General features: G+C 71.4%; 16 protein-coding genes. 9 read left to right on the plus strand and 7 right to left on the minus strand.

Features of this window, described 5'->3' with window-relative positions; genetic code table 11:
- Positions 1-47 precede the first annotated feature (47 nt).
- From FHX45_RS16775 to FHX45_RS16790, 4 genes are all read left to right on the plus strand, one after another.
- The gene (locus FHX45_RS16775) at positions 48-671 is read left to right on the plus strand and encodes a type VII secretion system-associated protein (protein WP_167102498.1); all 624 of its coding nucleotides are present in this window, start codon (positions 48-50) and stop codon (positions 669-671) included.
- 94 nt (positions 672-765) lie between these two features.
- Positions 766-1599, plus strand: coding sequence for a lysozyme (locus tag FHX45_RS16780; protein WP_167102501.1), 834 nt, complete (start codon positions 766-768; stop codon positions 1597-1599).
- A gap of 189 nt (positions 1600-1788) precedes the next feature.
- Positions 1789-2646 (plus strand): lysozyme, encoded by an 858-nt coding sequence (locus tag FHX45_RS16785; RefSeq protein ID WP_167102504.1) that lies wholly within the window; start codon positions 1789-1791, stop codon positions 2644-2646.
- Positions 2647-2803: 157 nt separating this feature from the next.
- Complete coding sequence (locus tag FHX45_RS16790; RefSeq protein ID WP_167102507.1) at positions 2804-3907, plus strand: hypothetical protein; 1104 nt, start codon at positions 2804-2806, stop codon at positions 3905-3907.
- On the opposite strand, the gene FHX45_RS16795 is transcribed toward FHX45_RS16790, so the two are convergent.
- The gene (locus tag FHX45_RS16795) at positions 3904-4485 is read right to left on the minus strand and encodes a helix-turn-helix domain-containing protein (protein WP_167102510.1); all 582 of its coding nucleotides are present in this window, start codon (positions 4483-4485) and stop codon (positions 3904-3906) included. The two genes, FHX45_RS16790 and FHX45_RS16795, sit on opposite strands and share 4 nt — an antisense overlap.
- Here FHX45_RS16795 and FHX45_RS16800 point away from each other — a divergent pair.
- Together FHX45_RS16800 and FHX45_RS16805 are read left to right on the plus strand one after the other, a co-directional pair.
- Positions 4484-5011 (plus strand): GNAT family N-acetyltransferase, encoded by a 528-nt coding sequence (locus FHX45_RS16800; RefSeq protein ID WP_167102513.1) that lies wholly within the window; start codon positions 4484-4486, stop codon positions 5009-5011. The two genes, FHX45_RS16795 and FHX45_RS16800, sit on opposite strands and share 2 nt — an antisense overlap.
- A gap of 14 nt (positions 5012-5025) precedes the next feature.
- Positions 5026-6075, plus strand: coding sequence for a pentapeptide repeat-containing protein (locus FHX45_RS16805; protein ID WP_167102516.1), 1050 nt, complete (start codon positions 5026-5028; stop codon positions 6073-6075).
- A gap of 3 nt (positions 6076-6078) precedes the next feature.
- On the opposite strand, the gene purL is transcribed toward FHX45_RS16805, so the two are convergent.
- Positions 6079-8376: a phosphoribosylformylglycinamidine synthase subunit PurL gene (gene purL, locus FHX45_RS16810; protein WP_167102519.1), complete on the minus strand. Its 2298-nt coding sequence runs from the start codon at positions 8374-8376 to the stop codon at positions 6079-6081.
- An 81-nt stretch (positions 8377-8457) separates the two neighbouring features.
- Between purL and FHX45_RS16815 the strand changes: the two genes are divergently transcribed.
- Both FHX45_RS16815 and FHX45_RS16820 read left to right on the plus strand, forming a co-directional pair.
- On the plus strand, positions 8458-10038 hold the full coding sequence (locus FHX45_RS16815) for an ABC transporter ATP-binding protein (protein ID WP_167102522.1): 1581 nt from the start codon (positions 8458-8460) through the stop codon (positions 10036-10038).
- Positions 10023-11750 carry an ABC transporter ATP-binding protein gene (locus FHX45_RS16820; RefSeq protein WP_167102525.1) on the plus strand — a complete coding sequence of 576 codons (1728 nt, stop codon included), beginning with the start codon at positions 10023-10025 and terminating at the stop codon, positions 11748-11750. The genes FHX45_RS16815 and FHX45_RS16820 overlap by 16 nt, the downstream gene beginning before the upstream one ends.
- 93 nt (positions 11751-11843) lie before the next feature.
- Here FHX45_RS16820 and purQ read toward each other — a convergent pair whose 3' ends face one another.
- From purQ to FHX45_RS16840, 4 genes are all read right to left on the minus strand, one after another.
- Complete coding sequence (gene purQ, locus FHX45_RS16825; protein ID WP_167102528.1) at positions 11844-12515, minus strand: phosphoribosylformylglycinamidine synthase subunit PurQ; 672 nt, start codon at positions 12513-12515, stop codon at positions 11844-11846.
- Positions 12512-12748 (minus strand): phosphoribosylformylglycinamidine synthase subunit PurS, encoded by a 237-nt coding sequence (gene purS, locus FHX45_RS16830; RefSeq protein WP_020421402.1) that lies wholly within the window; start codon positions 12746-12748, stop codon positions 12512-12514. The genes purQ and purS overlap by 4 nt, the downstream gene beginning before the upstream one ends.
- A 137-nt stretch (positions 12749-12885) precedes the next feature.
- A complete protein-coding gene (locus FHX45_RS16835) occupies positions 12886-13317 on the minus strand; it encodes a L,D-transpeptidase (RefSeq protein ID WP_167102531.1) in 432 nt (143 codons plus the stop codon).
- A 15-nt stretch (positions 13318-13332) separates the two neighbouring features.
- Entirely contained in the window at positions 13333-14814 is a 1482-nt protein-coding gene (locus FHX45_RS16840) for an aldehyde dehydrogenase family protein (protein WP_167102535.1), read from the minus strand.
- 208 nt (positions 14815-15022) lie between these two features.
- Between FHX45_RS16840 and FHX45_RS16845 the strand changes: the two genes are divergently transcribed.
- Positions 15023-15661: an MBL fold metallo-hydrolase gene (locus tag FHX45_RS16845; protein ID WP_167102538.1), complete on the plus strand. Its 639-nt coding sequence runs from the start codon at positions 15023-15025 to the stop codon at positions 15659-15661.
- Here FHX45_RS16845 and FHX45_RS16850 read toward each other — a convergent pair.
- Positions 15580-16326 carry a DUF2334 domain-containing protein gene (locus tag FHX45_RS16850; protein WP_167102541.1) on the minus strand — a complete coding sequence of 249 codons (747 nt, stop codon included), beginning with the start codon at positions 16324-16326 and terminating at the stop codon, positions 15580-15582. The two genes, FHX45_RS16845 and FHX45_RS16850, sit on opposite strands and share 82 nt — an antisense overlap.
- Between the last annotated feature and the right edge of the window lie 41 nt (positions 16327-16367).

Consider the following 16367-nt stretch of genomic DNA (forward strand, 5'->3'; position numbering starts at 1 on the left):
CACAGGAGCACACTGAGCACAGCGACGCGGAAACACGGGGTTCGCACATGGCGCAGCGGGACGAGGCAGATCGGCTTCTACCCAATCCTCAGCCCGAGCACAAGCCGGGCAAGCCCAAGATCACCGAGGAGATGCGCGCCAACGCCAGGGCGAACCCGAACAGCTGGCTCTACGTGATCGACGAGGCGTTCGACCCCAATGGGCCGGTGCCGTCGTGGGCCGTCGTCGGGGCCTACCCGGTGAACGGCAGCGGTGACATCGTGGAGGACTTCCACCCCAACGATCGTTACCGGCCGTCGCCGAAGGCCCTCGGTTTCCCGGAACCGCGCAACGACCTGGAGCGCCTGCTGCAGCTGGTGCGGACCAATCACCGGCCGGCGAGCGACCTGCCGCCGGTGATCCTCGACGCCACGCTGTTCGTCTACGCGCTGGCCCCCATGCAGCGGACGGTCATCGGGTTCCACAACACCGACGGCCGCGTCCTCGTGCCGGCCTACACCGCCAAGTCGCTGGTGCCGCCGGAGTGGCCGCACGCCCGCGCGGTGCTCGGCCGCGACGTGGTGCCGCTGCTCGCCGGGCACCCGGTCGCGATCAACCCGCACGACGTGGTGACCGCGGTCGTCCCGGCCGAGCACCTGGTGGCCGCGCTCGAGCAAGAGCGAAAAGACTAAACATTCCGCGCGGCGGAGCCAGTCGGATCACGCTTTCGAGGTAAGTCGACTCGCAAAAAGCCCTCCATAGAGGCATCGTGACGACCATCGGAGGATGGGAGTCGCCGTGCGATTGTGGAGTTCGAAACTGCGCCTGGGCACGCTCCTCGTGTCCGTGGCATTGGGGACGACGGCGGTGTGCGGAGCCGCGTCGTCCACCGCGTCCACACCGGACTACTCGAAGGCGGAGGACACCTTCGCCGGGTCGCAGATCGCCGCGGTCGAGGGCACCGGGGACCCGCCCCGGTTCGCCGCGGACGCCGGTGCCCTGGGGCACGACGTGAGCGGGCACCAGGGCGAGGTGAACTGGCCGGGCGCGTGGGGAGCGGGCGGCCGGTTCGTCTACGTCAAGGCGACCGAGGGCACCGGCTTCATCAACAAGCAGTTCGCCCAGCAGTACAACGGCTCCTACCAGGCCGGCATGGTCCGTGGCGCCTACCACTTCGCGCGCCCGGACGTGTCCGGCGGCCGCGCGCAGGCCGAGTACTTCCTCGCGCACGGCGGCGGCTGGTCCGCGGACGGGCGGACGCTGCCCGGCGCGCTCGACGCGGAGTACAACCCGTACGGCGACGCCTGTTACGGGCTCGACCCGGCGCGGATGGTGGCCTGGCTGCGCGAGTTCTCCGACACCTACCACGCCCGTACCGGCCGCTTCCCGGTCATCTACACATCCACCAACTGGTGGAACCGGTGTACCGGCAACAACGCGGAGTTCGCGCAGTCGAACCCGTTGTGGATAGCGCGGTACCAGCCGACGATCGGTCCGTTGCCCGCCGGCTGGACGCGTCAGTTCATCTGGCAATTCGCGGACTCGGGCGCGCTGCCAGGTGACCAGAATCTGTTCAACGGCGCACTGGACCAAGTCAAGGGATTCGCCGCGAACAACTAATGGCGTAATCCAGTCGAGTTACGACGAAAGTCGGGCGGTCACCGGCGACAGGCACGAATCATCCACCGGTAACCGTCAATTCACGGGATTCGGTGACATCGCAGGTTTTTGTCATCAAGAATCTCGTCCGGGGCGGTCTCCCTGCACACCGGACCGCCCATCGCGAGGGCACAGGAAGGGAATCCGGTCATGTCTGCTCCACACAAGAGATGGTGGCGGTGCGCTGCGTCCGCCGCCGCGTCCGCCGCCGTGCTCGTGGTCGGCGCACTGGCCCCGGCCGGTGCGGCGCCGCGCACCACCGACGGGACGCCGATCGACGACTACGTCGCTCGTTACGATCACCCGATGGGTTCGCAGATCACGCGCGTCGAGGGTGACCATTCGACGCCGGAGACGCAGGCGATCGCCGGCGGGGAGGGCTCCCTGGTCGCCGCGGTCGAGGGCATCGACGTGAGCGGCCACCAGGGCAACGTCGACTGGGCGGGTTACTGGGGCCAGGGGAAGCGCTTCGCCTACGTCAAGGCGACCGAGGGCACCTACTACACCAACCCGTACTTCGCCCAGCAGTACAACGGTTCCTACTCCATCGGCATGATCCGCGGCGCCTACCACTTCGCGATCCCGGACAACGCTTCCGGCGCCGCGCAGGCCAACTACTTCGTCGACCACGGCGGAGGCTGGTCCGGGGACGGCAAGACGCTCCCCGGCGCGGTCGACATGGAGTACAACCCGTACGGCTCCACCTGTTACGGCTTGTCGAAGGGGGCGATGACCGCGTGGATCAAGGACTTCAGTGACACCTACCACGCTCGCACCGGTCGCTATCCGGTGATCTACACCAGCACCAGCTGGTGGAGCCAGTGCGTGGACGGGTCGTTCGCCACGACCAACCCGCTGTGGGTGGCGCGGTACTCCTCGAGCGTGGGCGCGCTGCCGTACAACTGGGGGTTCCACACGTTCTGGCAGTACTCCTCCAGTCCGATCGACCAGAACACCTTCAACGGCGCCTACGACCGGCTGCAGGTTCTGGCTACCGCCCGCGACTGAGCGGGTACCACCGCCCGACGTGGCGGGTCTCTCGTCGCTTTCGCCGGTTTCGCCAGGCAGAATGCCCGTGATCAGTGCACGATGTCCGGGCGTGGCGGAACCAGGTTCGGCGTCGATACGTCCGAGCAGGGCGTAGCGATCAGGAAGGGCGACGTCGATGACCTACCCACCCCAGCCGGGACAGCCGGAATACGGGCAGCAACCAGATCCGCACGGCCAGCAGCCGGGGGCCCACCCCCAGTCGGGGGACTTTCCGCAGCAGGGTGGGCAGTACGGCCAGGAATACCCGGGCCAGCAGCCCTACGGTCAGCCCGAGTACGGCCAGCAGCCCTACGGTCAGCCCGGGTACGGCCAGCAGCCTTACGGTCAGCCCGGGTACGGGCAGCAGCCGGGCTACGGCCAGCAGTACCCGGGTTACGACCCCAACTACCCGCAGACAGCGCAGTTCGGTTACGGCGCCCCGCCGCCCGGGGGCGGCGGCAGCAAGAAGGGCGTGTGGATCGGCCTGTCGGTCGGTCTCGTCGTCGTGCTCGCGGCCCTCGGCATCACCGGCTTCTGGGCGCCCGGCTTCTTCCTCGGTAGCAAGGACGACGGGCCGCAGGCCACCGCGCAGCAGCTGATCGACGGGATCCAGAGGCACGACAAGGCCGCGCTCACGGCGCTGAAGTGCGCGAACGCGGACAGCGACGTCCAGGACACGATCGACTCGGTCAACGAGGTCGAGAGCGTCCGCATCGGGCAGGTCAAGCAGAACGGCGACAGCGCCACGGTCGACTTCACCGGCACCGCTTCGGGTGAGCAGGGCACCGGCACCGCCACCCTCGCGAGGGCCAACGGCAAGTGGTGCTGGAAGAGCGTGCAGACCCAGCGGGTCAGCAGTTCCTCGACCCGGTCGTCCTCCTCGCGGCCGAGCCGCAGCAGCAGCTCCTCGTCGAGCTCGTCGTCGTCCAGCAGCACCGGGGGCACCGGCGGCAGCAACGGCAAGGCCATGATCGAGGACTTCCTGGCCAAGATGGCCGCGGGTGACGTGAACGGCGTGAGCGCGCTGGTCTGCACCGACGCGACGCAGGACAACAAGGACGACGCGCGGGAGGCGGCCGAGAAGCGCGCCAACGTGCGCCCGACCTACGACAACGCCACCGACACGATGGTGTCCGGCGACCTGAGCGGCACCCAGCAGGGTGAGCAGGTGACCGGACTGTTCTTCGCGGAGAACTTCGACGGCGACGGCTTCTGCGTCTCGGTGTTCGGAGTCTTCTAACCGCGGGATCGGCGGCCGGCGCCGGGCAGCCTCGACCGCATGATCAGCGCCGCGACGTAGTACGTGCAGGGCGTCGCGGCGCGGTTGGCGTAGGAGAGGGTGACGTCCGCCGCGAGGTAGAGCGAGTCACCCTCGCCCAGCTCCAGGGTCTGCTCATCGATCGTGAGGGTGAGCAGGCCCTGCTGCACGTACAGGAACTCGTGCGATCCCGCGGCGTAGGGCGGGTAGGTGCCGGCCTCGCAACCGGGCGGCAGCGTCGACCGGATCCACTCGAAGTTCACGCCGGGCACGACGGGCGTGAGGATGGTCCGCTGCCACCCGCCCGGTTCGTCGACCACGTCCTGGTCCGCGGCCCGGCGGACCACCATCCGCACCGGCTCGGTGAGCAGGTCCGTCAGCGGCAGCCCGAGCCCGTCCGCGATGCGGTCGAGCACCACCACCGTCGGCGCCTTCGCGCCACGCTCCACCGCGGACAACATGCTGACGCTCACCGCGGACCGGTCGGCCAGTGCCTGCAGGGTCATCCCGCGGTTCGTGCGCGCGGCCTGAACGCGTCGGCCCAGTGCGGCGAGGTCCATGTATTCTATAGTAGTGGCTTCTTCTCCTATAGTGAAACCGGTGGTGTCGGCCGATCTACCGTCGATCGCCGGGATCTACGCCGGTTACGTGCGCGGCAGCACGGCGACGTTCGAGCTGGAACCCCCGGACCTGGCCGAATGGACCCGCCGCCGCGCGGCGGTGACGGACGCCGGACTGCCGTTCCTGGCGGCCGAGGTGGACGGCCGCCTCGCCGGGTACGCGTACTGCTCGCCGTGGAAGCCACGCCCGGCCTACCGGTACACCGCGGAGAACTCGATCTACCTCGCGCCGTGGGCGACCGGCCGTGGTGTGGGCGGCGTGCTGCTGGACGCGCTTCTGCACAGCTGCCGGGAAGCCGGCCTGCGCGAGGTGATCGCGGTGATCGCCGACCCGGAGCGCAACCCCGCCTCCACCGCACTGCACCGCCGCCGTGGCTTCGCCGACGCCGGGGTGCTGCGCAACGTCGGCCACAAGCACGACCGCTGGCTGGACACGCTGTTGCTCCAGAAGAGCCTCGCCGGCTAGCTACAGTTCGGCCCATGGAAGATCGCCGGGGGCCCTTGCTCGTCACGATCCTGACAGCGGTCGCACTGCTGGCCGGGGTGAGCGGCTGGCTGCTGACCGACCCGGCGACCAGCCGGGCGGACGCGTTGCGCACCGGCGGCCTGGCCAGCGGCGCGGTGGTCGCGTTGTACGCGTTGTGGCTCAACGACCGCCGGCGCCGCGTCGAGGAGCGCCGCCAGGAAACCGAACGCGAGCGGCACGAACTGGAACTGCTCCGCGCGGAACGCGACCGCGAACGCGTGACCGACGAACGCTTCGCGAAGTCGGTCGAGCTGCTCGGCTCCGACGCCGACCAGGTCCGCGTCGGCGCGATGCACGCGCTCGCCGGGCTCGCCCGTGGCAATCCCGGCTACACCCAGACGGTGCTGGACGTGCTCTGCTCCTACCTCCGGCGCCCCTTCCCCCACCCGGCGTACGGGGACGACACCGACGAGGCCGAAGCGAACCGGGAGCACCAGGTGCGGCTGACGGCGAAGCGGCTGATCCGGCACCTGCTGCCGCACGTCTCCACCCCGGATGCACCCGTCTACGACCTGGACCTGACCGGTGCCAGGGTGACGCGGCTGAACCTGTCCGAACGGGTCGTCGGTCAGGTCCTGCTGGAGCACGCGGAACTCCAGCACGTCACGCAGCTCATGGGCACCCGGTTCCGCCGGCGTGCCTACTTCACCGGGGTCCGGCCGGGCGACGGCATGTACCTCACCGGCGCCGAGTTCGACGACACCGCGGTCTTGTCGGAAATGGTCTCCGCGCACGACGTCGTCTTCGACGGCGCCCGCTTCCGGGCCGGCCTCAGCCTCGCCGGGGCGCAGGTGGCGGGACGCCTGTCGCTGAGGGACGCGGTGGTGGACGGCGGCTTGTACCTGTCCGGGGCCCGGTTCACCGGGGACGCCGACCTCCGGTTCGCCCGTGAGCCCGGCACCGTCGACTTCGCCGGTGCCGAGGTCGACCAGGCGCGGGAGGTCCGCCTTCCCGCGACCTGGTCGCTCGAACCGTCAGCCGGAGGCCGCGCCCGGCTCGGCTGAACCTCAGCCGAACAGCTTCGGCAGCGTGCCCTCGAACGCCTCACGCAGCTCTTCGAAGCCGAAGGTCGCCACGCCCTGGATCTCCAGGCCGCCCGCCTCCGGGTCCACCACGCCGGCCTTGCGCCACGGCAGCCCGCGCGCGGTGCACATCTCGGTGAACCGCAGCTCCTCGGTGCGCGGCACCGCGACCAGCACGCGCCCGGTCGATTCCGAGAACAGCTGCACGAACGGGTCGGCGTCCTCGTCCAGCAGGGCCCGCGCACCGCACTGGCCCACCAGCACCATCTCCACCAGCGCCTGCGCCAGACCACCGTCGGAGAGGTCGTGCGCGGCCGAGATCATCCCGTCCCGCGAACCGGCGACCAGGATCTCCGCCAGCAGCCGCTCGCGGTCCAGGTCGACCTTCGGCGGCAGACCACCCAGGTGGCCGTGGATGACGTGCGCCCACGCCGAACCACCGAACTCGTCGTGCGTCTCGCCCAGCAGCAGCAGCGTCTCACCGGCCTCGGCGCCGATCCCGGTGGGAATGCGCCGCCGCACGTCGTCGATCACGCCGAGCACGCCGACGACCGGCGTCGGGAGGATCGCGGTGTCCCCGGTCTGGTTGTAGAAACTCACGTTCCCGCCGGTCACCGGGACGCCCAGCCGCGCGCACCCGTCGGCGATGCCGTGCACGGCCTGCTCGAACTGCCACATCACGCCCGGGTCGGTCGGCGCGCCGAAGTTCAGGCAATCCGTCACGGCCAGCGGGGTGGCGCCCGTGGTCGCCACGTTGCGGTACGCCTCCGCGAGCGCGATCTGCGCGCCGGCGTACGGGTCGAGGTAGACGAACCGGCTGTTGCAGTCGGTCGAGACGGCCACGCCGCGGCCGGTCTCCTCGTCGATCCGGATCATGCCGCCGTCGGACGGCTGCGCCAGCACGGTGTTGCCGCGCACGTACCGGTCGTACTGGTCGGTGACCCAGTTCTTCGACGCCTGGTTCGGCGACGACACGACCTGCAGCAGCGTCTCCCGGAGCTCGTCCGGAGTGGACGGACGGTGCAGCTTGTCCGGGGTGTCCGCCTGCACCGAGTCCTGAGTGGAGGGACGGGCGACGGGCCGGTCGTACACCGGCCCCTGGTGCGCCACGGTGCGCGGCGGCACGTCCACCACGGTCTCGCCGTGCCACGTCACCACCAGGTGCTCGCCGTCGGTGACCTCGCCGATCACCGTGGCGATCACGTCCCACTTCGCGCACACCGCGAGGAACTCGTCCACCTTGGACGGCTCGACCACCGCGCACATCCGCTCCTGCGACTCGCTGGAGAGGATCTCCGCCGGGGTCATCCCCTCGGCGCGCAGCGGCACCTGGTCCAGCTCGATCCGCATCCCGCCGTCACCGGCCGCGGCCAGCTCGGACGTCGCGCAGGACAGCCCGGCGCCGCCCAGGTCCTGGATACCCACGACCAGCTTCTCGGCGAACAGCTCCAGGCAGCACTCGATGAGCACCTTCTCGGTGAACGGGTCACCCACCTGGACGCTCGGGAGCTTCTTGCGCCCGCCCGTCGCGGATCCGGTCCCGTCGTCGGTGAAGACGTCACTGGCCAGCACCGACACGCCGCCGATGCCGTCCAGGCCGGTTCGCGCCCCGAACAGGATGATCTTGTTGCCGGTGCCCGACGCGAACGCCAGGTGCAGGTCCTCGACCCGCATCGCACCCACGCACAGCGCGTTGACCAGCGGGTTACCCGCGTAGCTGGCGTCGAACGCGACCTCGCCGCCGATGTTCGGCAGGCCGAGGCAGTTGCCGTACCCGGCGACGCCGGCGACCACACCCGGCAGCACGCGGCGGGTGTCCGGCGCGTCGGCCGGGCCGAAGCGCAGCGAATCGGCCACCGCCAGCGGCCGCGCGCCCATCGCGAGGATGTCCCGCACGATGCCGCCGACACCCGTCGCGGCACCCTGATAGGGCTCCACATAGGACGGATGGTTGTGGCTCTCCACCTTGAACGTGACCGCCCAGCCGTCACCGATGTCGACCACACCGGCGTTCTCGCCGATGCCCGCGAGCATCTTCGACCGCATCTCCTCGGTGGTGGTCTCGCCGAAGTAACGCAGGTGCTTCTTCGACGACTTGTACGAGCAGTGCTCGCTCCACATCACCGAGTACATGGCCAGTTCGGCGTCCGTCGGGCGCCTGCCCAGGATCTCGCGGATGCGCGCGTACTCGTCGTCGGCGAGCCCGAGCTCGCGGTAGGGCTGGGGCAGGTCCGGCGTTTCCGCGGCCCGCTCGGTCGTGTCGATGGCCAGGGTGTCGGTCACGGGTCCCAGGGTACTTGCAGCGCTCTGACCGGCCGAAAATCGGTGGCGTCAGGTGAGCTGGCGCACTTACGCTCCGTTGTCATGCGCCTCCCGTCCCGGCTCACGCCGCTGCGATTCCTGTGCGCGCTCCTGCGGGCACGGCCCTGGCTCGCCGTGTCCGCGTGCGTGCTGGGCGCCCTGTGGCTGCTGCCGGCCGCGCTGCTGCCGCTCGTGATCGGCGCGGTGGTCGAGGACATCCGCGCGGGCGAGGACCTGCTCGGCGGTGCCGGGCTGGTCGTGCTGCTCGGCGTGGCGCAGGCGGTGTGCGGCGGCGCGCTGGTTCTCGCGGTGCACACCATGTGGATCCACGGTGCGGCGGCGACGCAGCAGGTGGTCGTCGAGCACACCGCCCGGCTGGGTGCGTCGCTGCGGCCGCAGGCCGAGACCGGTGACGTGATGGCGCTGTCGTCGTCGGACATCAACCAGATCGGCAACCTGTTCGAGGTGGCCGGCCGGTTGTTCGGCTCGGTGGTGGCCTTCCTCACCGTCAGCCTGGTCCTGATCAGGATGTCGCCGCTGCTGGGCACGATCGCGCTGGTCGGTGTTCCGCTCGCGACGCTGAGCATGGGCAAGCTGGTCGCGCCGCTGCAGCGCCGCAAGGGCGCGCAGCGCGAGGAGCTGTCCAGCGTGAACGCGGTGGCCGCGGACATCGTGTCCGGCCTGCGGATCCTCCGCGGGGTGGGCGGCGAACAGCAGTTCCTCGGCCGGTTCCGCGACGCGAGCCAGCGGGTCCGGTGGGCCGGCGTCGAAGTGGCGCGCGGCGAGTCGTGGCTGGCCGGCGCCGAGGTGCTGCTGCCCGGCCTGGTCACGGTGGCGATCACCTGGCTGGGTGCGCGGTTCGTCGCGGCCGGGACGATCACCGTGGGCCAGCTGGTGACGTTCTACACGTCGGCCGCGTTCCTCGTGGTGCCGGTGGCCACCGCGACGGAGTTCACCGCCGCGTTCTCCTCGGCGACGGTGGCGGCGAAGAAGGTCTGCGCCGTGCTCCGGCTGCGGCCGCTGCTGTCCGAGCCGGACGAGCCGGTCGCGCTGCCCGACGGCCCGCTGGAGCTGCACGACACCCGATCCGGGTTCACCGCGGTCGCCGGCAAGCTGACCGTGGTGGACGCGGGTCCGGAGGCCGAGTCGATGGCCGCCCGACTGGCCCGGTTCACCGACCCCGAGCCGGGCGAGCGGGTGCTGGTCTCCGGCGTGCCCGCCGACCGCGCCGCGCTCGCCGAACTGCGGTCCCGGGTGGTCTACGCACACAACCAGGACCTGTGGTTCTCGGGCGTCCTGCGTGAGCAGATCGTGCCGGCCGAGCGCGCGGAGGTCGCGCTGCGGGCCGCTGACGCGCACGACATCGTCGAGGGCCTGCCCGCCGGGCTGGACGAGCTGATCGGCGAACGTGGCCGCGAGGTGTCCGGCGGGCAGCGGCAGCGGCTGAACCTGGCCCGCGCGCTCGCCCTGAACGCCGACACCCTGCTGCTCGACGAACCGACGTCCGCCGTCGACGCGCACACCGAGGCCCGCATCACCGAACGGGTCACCGAGCTGCGCCGCGGCCGCACGACCGTCGTGTTCACGGAAAGTCCACTGTGGAAAGCGGTGGCGGACGAGGTGGTCACATGCGCGCGAAGCTAGCCCTCGCGACCGCCGCCGAGGCCCGCCGGTGGGCGCGGAACCTGCTGCGTACCAACCGCCGCGACTTCGGGCTCGCGGTCGGGCTGTTCGGCCTGGCCACGGTCGCCGGGCTGGCCGGCCCGCAGATCCTCGGGCACCTGGTCGACCTCGCCGCGTCCGGGGGCGGCCCGATCGACCTGCTGGCGCTGGCGTTCGTGGTGGTCCTCGTGGCGCAGGCGGTGCTCAAGCGGCTCGCCCGGTTCCGCGCCGGCATCCTCGGCGAGCGGGTGCTGGCCGAGACGCGCGAAGGGTTCGTCGAGCGCGCGCTGCGGCTGCCGCTGAGCACGGTCGAGGCGGCCGGCACCGGTGACCTGATCAGCCGCGCGACCACCGACGCCGACCGGATCGACTTCTCGGTGCGCAACGCGATCCCGCAGATCTCGATCTCGCTGATCACGATCATGGTGACGGTCGCGGGCATGATCGTCACCTCGCCGTTGCTGTCGCTCGGGCTGCTGGTGTCGGTGCCGATCCTGGTGCTGACCCTGCGGTGGTACCTCCGGCGGGCGCCCCGGATCGTCGAAACGATGCTCGACCAGTGGTCGCAGGTGCAGTCGAGCCTGCACGAGACCACCGAGGGTGCGCGCACGGCCGAGGCGCTCGGCCTGACCGGGCGGCGGATCGAACTCGGGCACCGCGCGCTCGCCGGGGCGGTGCGCGGCGAGCAGCGCCTGCGTGACGTCACCGTGCGCTGGATCCCGTGGCTGCAGATCACGCAGGTCGTGCCGGTCGCCGCGGTGCTGCTGCTCGGCGGCTGGGCCTACGGCGAGGGGCTGGCCGGGCTGGGCACGATCACCACGATGGTGGTCTACGTGCAGGCGCTGGCCGGGCCGATCGAAGAGGCCATGTGGTGGGTCGAGGACCTGCAGGTCTCCGGCACCGCGCTGCGCCGCGTCCTCGGCGTGCGCGGCGAGGCGGTGCGGGCCGGCGGTCCGCGTCCGCGCGGCCAGGAGATCGTGGTGCGGGACGTGCACTACGGCTACTCGGCCGGGCGCGAGGTGCTGCACGGGATCGACCTGCGGGTGCCGCCCGGCGAGCGGCTGGCGATCGTCGGCCCGTCCGGCGCGGGCAAGTCGACGCTCGGCCGCTTGCTGGCCGGGGTCGCGGCACCCACTTCCGGTTCGGTGACGATCGGCGGGGCGGAGGTGTCCGAGCTGGCCGAGGACGTGCTGCGCGGCGAGGTGCTGCTGCTCACCCAGGAGCACCACGTGTTCTCCGGCACGCTGCGGGAGAACCTGACGCTGCCGGCGGGGTCCTGGCCGGACGCGGAGCTGGTGCGGGCGCTGACGGCGGTCGGGCTGGGCGAATGGTTCGCCGGGCTGCCGGACGGCCTGGGGACCCGGCTCGGCTCCGGCGCGCTGCCGGTGCCGGCGGCGACCGCGCAGCAGCTCGCGCTGGCGCGCGTGGTGCTGGCCGATCCGCACACGGTGGTGCTCGACGAGGCGACCTCGCTGCTCGACACGTCGTCGGCGCGGCACCTGGAGCGGTCGTTGAGCGGAGTGCTGGAGGGCCGGACGGTGATCGCGATCGCGCACCGGCTGCACACGGCGGCGGCCGCCGACCGGGTCGCCGTGCTCGAGGGTGGCCGGATCACCGAACTCGGCACCCACCCCGAACTGCTCGCCGCCGACGGGCCGTACGCCCGCCTGGTGTCCGCCGCCCACGTCGGCTGAGCTGACACCCCCCGCCCCCAGGCGCCAACACACCGCGCGCAGCACTGGTGCGGGTGGCGTGTTGGCCGGTTGGGGTGGGGCGGGGGTGCTGGGTCAGGCGCTGACCAGGCTGTCCACGACGCTCAGGAACACGCCGAGGCCGTCGTCACTGGGGCCGGTGAGCGCATCGATAGCGTGCTCGGGGTGCGGCATCAGCCCGACGACGCGGCCGTTGGCGCTGCAGATGCCGGCGATGTCGTCACGCGAGCCGTTCGGGTTCTCGCCCACGTAGCGGAACACCACACGGCCCTCGCCCTCGAGCTCGTCCAATGTGGACTGCTCCGCGACGTAGCCACCCTCGCCGGACTTCAGCGGCACCAGCACCTCGGCGCCGGCCTCGTAGCGGGTCGTCCACGCCGTCGTGTTGTTCTCCACCCGCAGCCACTGGTCCTGGCACACGAAGTGCAGCTTCTTGTTCCGCACCAGCGCACCCGGCAGCAGCCCGGCCTCGCACAGGATCTGGAAGCCGTTGCAGATGCCCAGCACCGGCATGCCGCCCTTGGCCGCGTCGATGACCGACGACATGACCGGGGCGAAGCGGGCGATCGCGCCGCAGCGCAGGTAGTCGCCGTAGGAGAACCCGCCGGGCACGATCACGGCGTCCACACCGTGCAGGTCTTCGTCGGCGTGCCACAGGTTCACGGCCTCCGCGTCGGCGTAGCGGGCGGCGCGGGCCGCGTCCACGTCGTCGAGCGTGCCGGGGAAGGTGATGACCCCGATCTTCACGAGAGCCTCCGCACGGTCCACTCCTCGATCACCGGGTTGGCGAGGAAGCCTTCGGCGATCTTGGCGAGCGTCTCGTCGTCGACCGAGTCGTCGACCTCGAGCTCGAAGTGCTTGCCCTGGCGCACCGAGGTGACCCCGGTGAAGCCGAGCCGCGGCAGCGCCCCGGCGACGGCCTGACCTTGCGGGTCGAGGATCTCGGGCTTGGGCATGACGTCAACCACCACACGGGCCACGGCGGGTCGCTCCAGTAATCGCAGGTAGGCGGTACCCATGAATTCTAACCGTGACGCGCAGCGTCTCCGCTGAGGGTGGTCGTGGGAAGCGGCCGGAGTGACGCCGGTAACCCGGCGGTGCAGCACCCGGCGCGGACTCAGTTCACAACCTCGACCACGTCACCCGGGCGCAACGCCTGGTAGAAGGCGACCGCGTCGGAGTGCGAGAGGTGCACGCACCCGTGCGACTGCGCACGCAGGCTGCCCTCGTGGAACGCCACGCCCGTGCTGGTGAAGAACACCGAGTACGGCATCGGGCCCTGGTACTCGCGGCTGTAGTGGTCGATGTCCTTGTACTGCACGCGGAACGTGCCGGTGGGCGTCCGGTGCCCGGGCCTACCCACGGTGACCGGCACCGGTCCTCGGGTCACCCGGCCGTTGTCGGCGAGCCAGGCTCGGTTGGTGTGCAGCTGGAGACAGGCCTTCGCCTGCGGACTGCACGGCGTTTCCGCTGCTTGCGCGGTCGGCGCGGCGATCCCGATCGTGCCGAGGATCGCCGCCCCCGCGGCGATGCCGATGATCTTTCGCATGCGGCCGGTTACCCGCTAACGCCGCCGGCCATACAATCCGGTGACGAGTTTCCGGACGAGATCGTCGGTTTTCCCGGTCCGGCCGAACGTTGTCAGCTTGAGCGGCACCGTGAACCGCTGCCGGGCGACCGCCTTCGGGCGCGCGAACTCACGCAGGCCCTCCGGACCGTGGATCCGCCCGAATCCGGAGTCGCCGACGCCGCCGAACGGCAGCGCGGCGGTGCCGGCGAACGAGAACGGTGCGTTGATCGAGATCATCCCGGCCTTGAGCCGCTCGGCCAGCCGGGTGGCGTTGCGGCGCGCGAAGACCGTGGAGCCCAGCCCGTAGGCGGTGGCGTTGGCCTTGTCGATCGCCTCGTCCATGTCGCGCACCTTGGCGATGGTCATGGTCGGGCCGAAGGTCTCCTCGCGCACCGCCGCCGCGTCCTCCGGCACGTCGACCAGCACGGTCGGCTCGACGAACCGGTCGCCCACCCCGCCGCCGGTGAGCGCCCGCCCGCCGCGGGCGAGGGCGTCGGCGATGTGCCTGCGGACGACGTCCAGCTGCGCCGGCATGGTCATCGGGCCGTATTGCTCACCAGGCGTGACCCGGCGGGTCAGCTCCACGACCTTGTCCACGAACCGGTCGTAGACCTGCTCGTGCACGTACACCCGCTCGACCCCGATGCAGGTCTGGCCGGAGTTGGAGAACGCGCCCCACACGGCGGCGTCGGCTGCCGCGTCCACGTCCGCGTCGGCGTCGACGATCAGCGGGTCCTTGCCACCGGCCTCGATCACCACCGGCGTGAGCGTCTCCGCGGCCGCCGCCATGATCTTCTTGCCGGTCGCGGTGGAGCCGGTGAACGCGACCTTGTCGACGCCGGCGCCGACCAGCGCCGCACCGGTCGCGCCGAAGCCGGTGATCACCTGCAGCACGGGGTACTCGGGCACCACCTCGGCGAACGCGTCGGCCAGCCAGGTGCCGACGCCCGGGGTGTACTCGCTCGGCTTGAACACCACGGCGTTGCCTGCCGCGAGCGCGTACGTGATCGAGCCCAGCGGGGTGTAGACGGGGTAGTTCCACGGCCCGATCACGCCGACCACGCCCAGCGGCTGGTACTCGACGCTGGCCGTGTGGTTGGACAGCAGCAGCCCGGCAGGGCGGCGTTTGCGGCCGAGCACCTTGCGCGCGTTGCGGGCGGCCCAGTGGATGTGCTCGACGGCGAGGACGACCTCCAGCTGCGCGTCGCCGGCCGGTTTGCCGGTCTCCCGGCTGACGACCGCGCACAGCTCGGCCATGCGGTGGGTGATGACGCCGTTCCACCGGCGCAGCCGCTCGGCGCGTCCCTCGAACCCCAGGCCCGCCCACCAGCCGGCGGCCTGCCGGGCGCGGGCGACCGCGGCCTGGACGTCCTCCGCGGTGTGCACCGGGTACGTCCCGACGACCTCGTCGGTGGCCGGGTCCAGCGAGTCGAACGTGTCCCGGACGGCTGACGGTTTCGGCTCCACGGCGGTCATCGGCGGCCTCCTTACTACTGTCCAGTAGGGCCAGCATGGCACACCTGGTGGCCGAGCTCACTACCCCGAGCGGTGCCGGCCCGCTCGCCACACGCCGATCCGCGCCGGCCGCGAACCGGACGCCAGGGCCGCAACCGCCCGAAGCGATCTTGGCAGCGGCGATCCGGCGGCCCTACGCTGAACCCGACCGAAGGTGGAGGAGCCAACGATGCGAGTAGTCCATTTCGGACACGCCTGTGTCCTGCTGGAGACGGGCACCGCGCGGATCCTGCTCGATCCCGGCGCGTTCTCGGCGGGTTTCGAGGGCGAGCGTGAGCTGGACGCGGTCCTGATCACCCACCAGCACTTCGACCACATCGACAGCGAGAAGCTGCCGAAGCTGCTCGAGGCCAACCCGGGCGCGAAACTGATCGTCGACCCGGGCACGGAAGAGACCGTGCGCAAGCTCGGGCTCGAGTACCAGGTCGTCAACCCGGGCGACGCGGTCGAGATCGGCGGCGCCGCGATCAACGTCGTCGGCGGGCAGCACGCCGTCATCCACGCCGACATCCCGGTCGTCCCGAACGTCGGCTACCTCGTCGACCACGGCGCCTTCTACCACCCGGGCGACTCGTTCTTCGTGCCGGAGCAGAAGGTCGACGTGCTCGGCCTGCCCACCGGGGCGCCGTGGCTCAAGGCCGCGGAGGCGGTGGACTACCTGCGGGCCGTCGCGCCGCGGGTCGCCGTGCCGATCCACGAGGCGGTGCTCGCGAACCCGGCGATGCACTACGGCCTGTTCACCAACCTGGCGCCGGAGGGCACCGAGGTCCGCGTGCCAGCTCGCGGCGAGGACGTCAAGCTCCGGTAGGTCGTGCCGAAGGCCCGGTTCTCCAGCGCGACGTCGACCGCGTCGAGGAACGCGTGCCGGAGACCGGGCCGGGCCAGGTCGGCCGCGTCGATCCCGAGCCGCACGAGACCGCCACGTCGTGCGGCCCGCGCCGAGGCCAGCACGAGCGCGAACGCCCGCACGGTCTCGGTGCGATGGTGGTGCGCGGCGAAGCTGTGCACCCGCGACCGGTGGACGGTGCGGGTGCGCAGGTCGTGCACCGCGGCGAGGTCGGCGCACAGCGCGAAGTGCTCGGCGGCCGCGGCGAGCGTGCCCGGTGAGGCGAGCCACCGCGGCGGGGCGAACCCGTCGGCGGCCAGGCCGAGCTTCTCCAGCGCGGCCTTGGCGGCGATCATCCGCAGCCGCGCCTCGTGCGCGGGCAGGCCGGCGAACTCGGCCTTCCGGTGCAGGCTGACGGCGCGGTGGCTGGGTGGGATGCGGTGGTCGTAGCCGTGCAGCAGGAGACCGTCACCGCGGCCGGCGCGGTCCCGCACCCAGGCGGTGACGGCCGGGCTGCTTGCCGTGCCCGGCGCGACGAGGAGGGACAGGGGGACGGCGCGGCGGTCCAGCTCGGCGGCGAGCTCGGCGCAGCGGTGCAGCGTCCGGGCACCGATGCCGGACAGCGAGACCAGCAGACGGGCGTCCATGGCACCCAGCGGACCAGATCGTCATGACGAGGCTCTTACCC

Origin of the sequence: Amycolatopsis granulosa (assembly GCF_011758745.1) — a bacterium.
Lineage (GTDB): Bacteria > Actinomycetota > Actinomycetes > Mycobacteriales > Pseudonocardiaceae > Amycolatopsis_E > Amycolatopsis_E granulosa.

What these genes read in the sequence shown, in the direction of transcription:
- FHX45_RS16805 (WP_167102516.1), top strand. Translation starts at nt 5,026, where the DNA reads ATGGAAGATCGCCGGGGGCCCTTGCTCGTCACGATCCTGACAGCGGTC.
- FHX45_RS16795 (WP_167102510.1), bottom strand. Translation starts at nt 4,485, where the DNA reads ATGGACCTCGCCGCACTGGGCCGACGCGTTCAGGCCGCGCGCACGAAC.
- FHX45_RS16815 (WP_167102522.1), top strand. Translation starts at nt 8,458, where the DNA reads ATGCGCCTCCCGTCCCGGCTCACGCCGCTGCGATTCCTGTGCGCGCTC.
- FHX45_RS16780 (WP_167102501.1), top strand. Translation starts at nt 766, where the DNA reads ATGGGAGTCGCCGTGCGATTGTGGAGTTCGAAACTGCGCCTGGGCACG.
- FHX45_RS16775 (WP_167102498.1), top strand. Translation starts at nt 48, where the DNA reads ATGGCGCAGCGGGACGAGGCAGATCGGCTTCTACCCAATCCTCAGCCC.
- FHX45_RS16790 (WP_167102507.1), top strand. Translation starts at nt 2,804, where the DNA reads ATGACCTACCCACCCCAGCCGGGACAGCCGGAATACGGGCAGCAACCA.
- FHX45_RS16835 (WP_167102531.1), bottom strand. Translation starts at nt 13,317, where the DNA reads ATGCGAAAGATCATCGGCATCGCCGCGGGGGCGGCGATCCTCGGCACG.
- FHX45_RS16785 (WP_167102504.1), top strand. Translation starts at nt 1,789, where the DNA reads ATGTCTGCTCCACACAAGAGATGGTGGCGGTGCGCTGCGTCCGCCGCC.
- FHX45_RS16820 (WP_167102525.1), top strand. Translation starts at nt 10,023, where the DNA reads ATGCGCGCGAAGCTAGCCCTCGCGACCGCCGCCGAGGCCCGCCGGTGG.
- FHX45_RS16845 (WP_167102538.1), top strand. Translation starts at nt 15,023, where the DNA reads ATGCGAGTAGTCCATTTCGGACACGCCTGTGTCCTGCTGGAGACGGGC.
- FHX45_RS16840 (WP_167102535.1), bottom strand. Translation starts at nt 14,814, where the DNA reads ATGACCGCCGTGGAGCCGAAACCGTCAGCCGTCCGGGACACGTTCGAC.
- FHX45_RS16850 (WP_167102541.1), bottom strand. Translation starts at nt 16,326, where the DNA reads ATGGACGCCCGTCTGCTGGTCTCGCTGTCCGGCATCGGTGCCCGGACG.
- FHX45_RS16800 (WP_167102513.1), top strand. Translation starts at nt 4,484, where the DNA reads ATGTATTCTATAGTAGTGGCTTCTTCTCCTATAGTGAAACCGGTGGTG.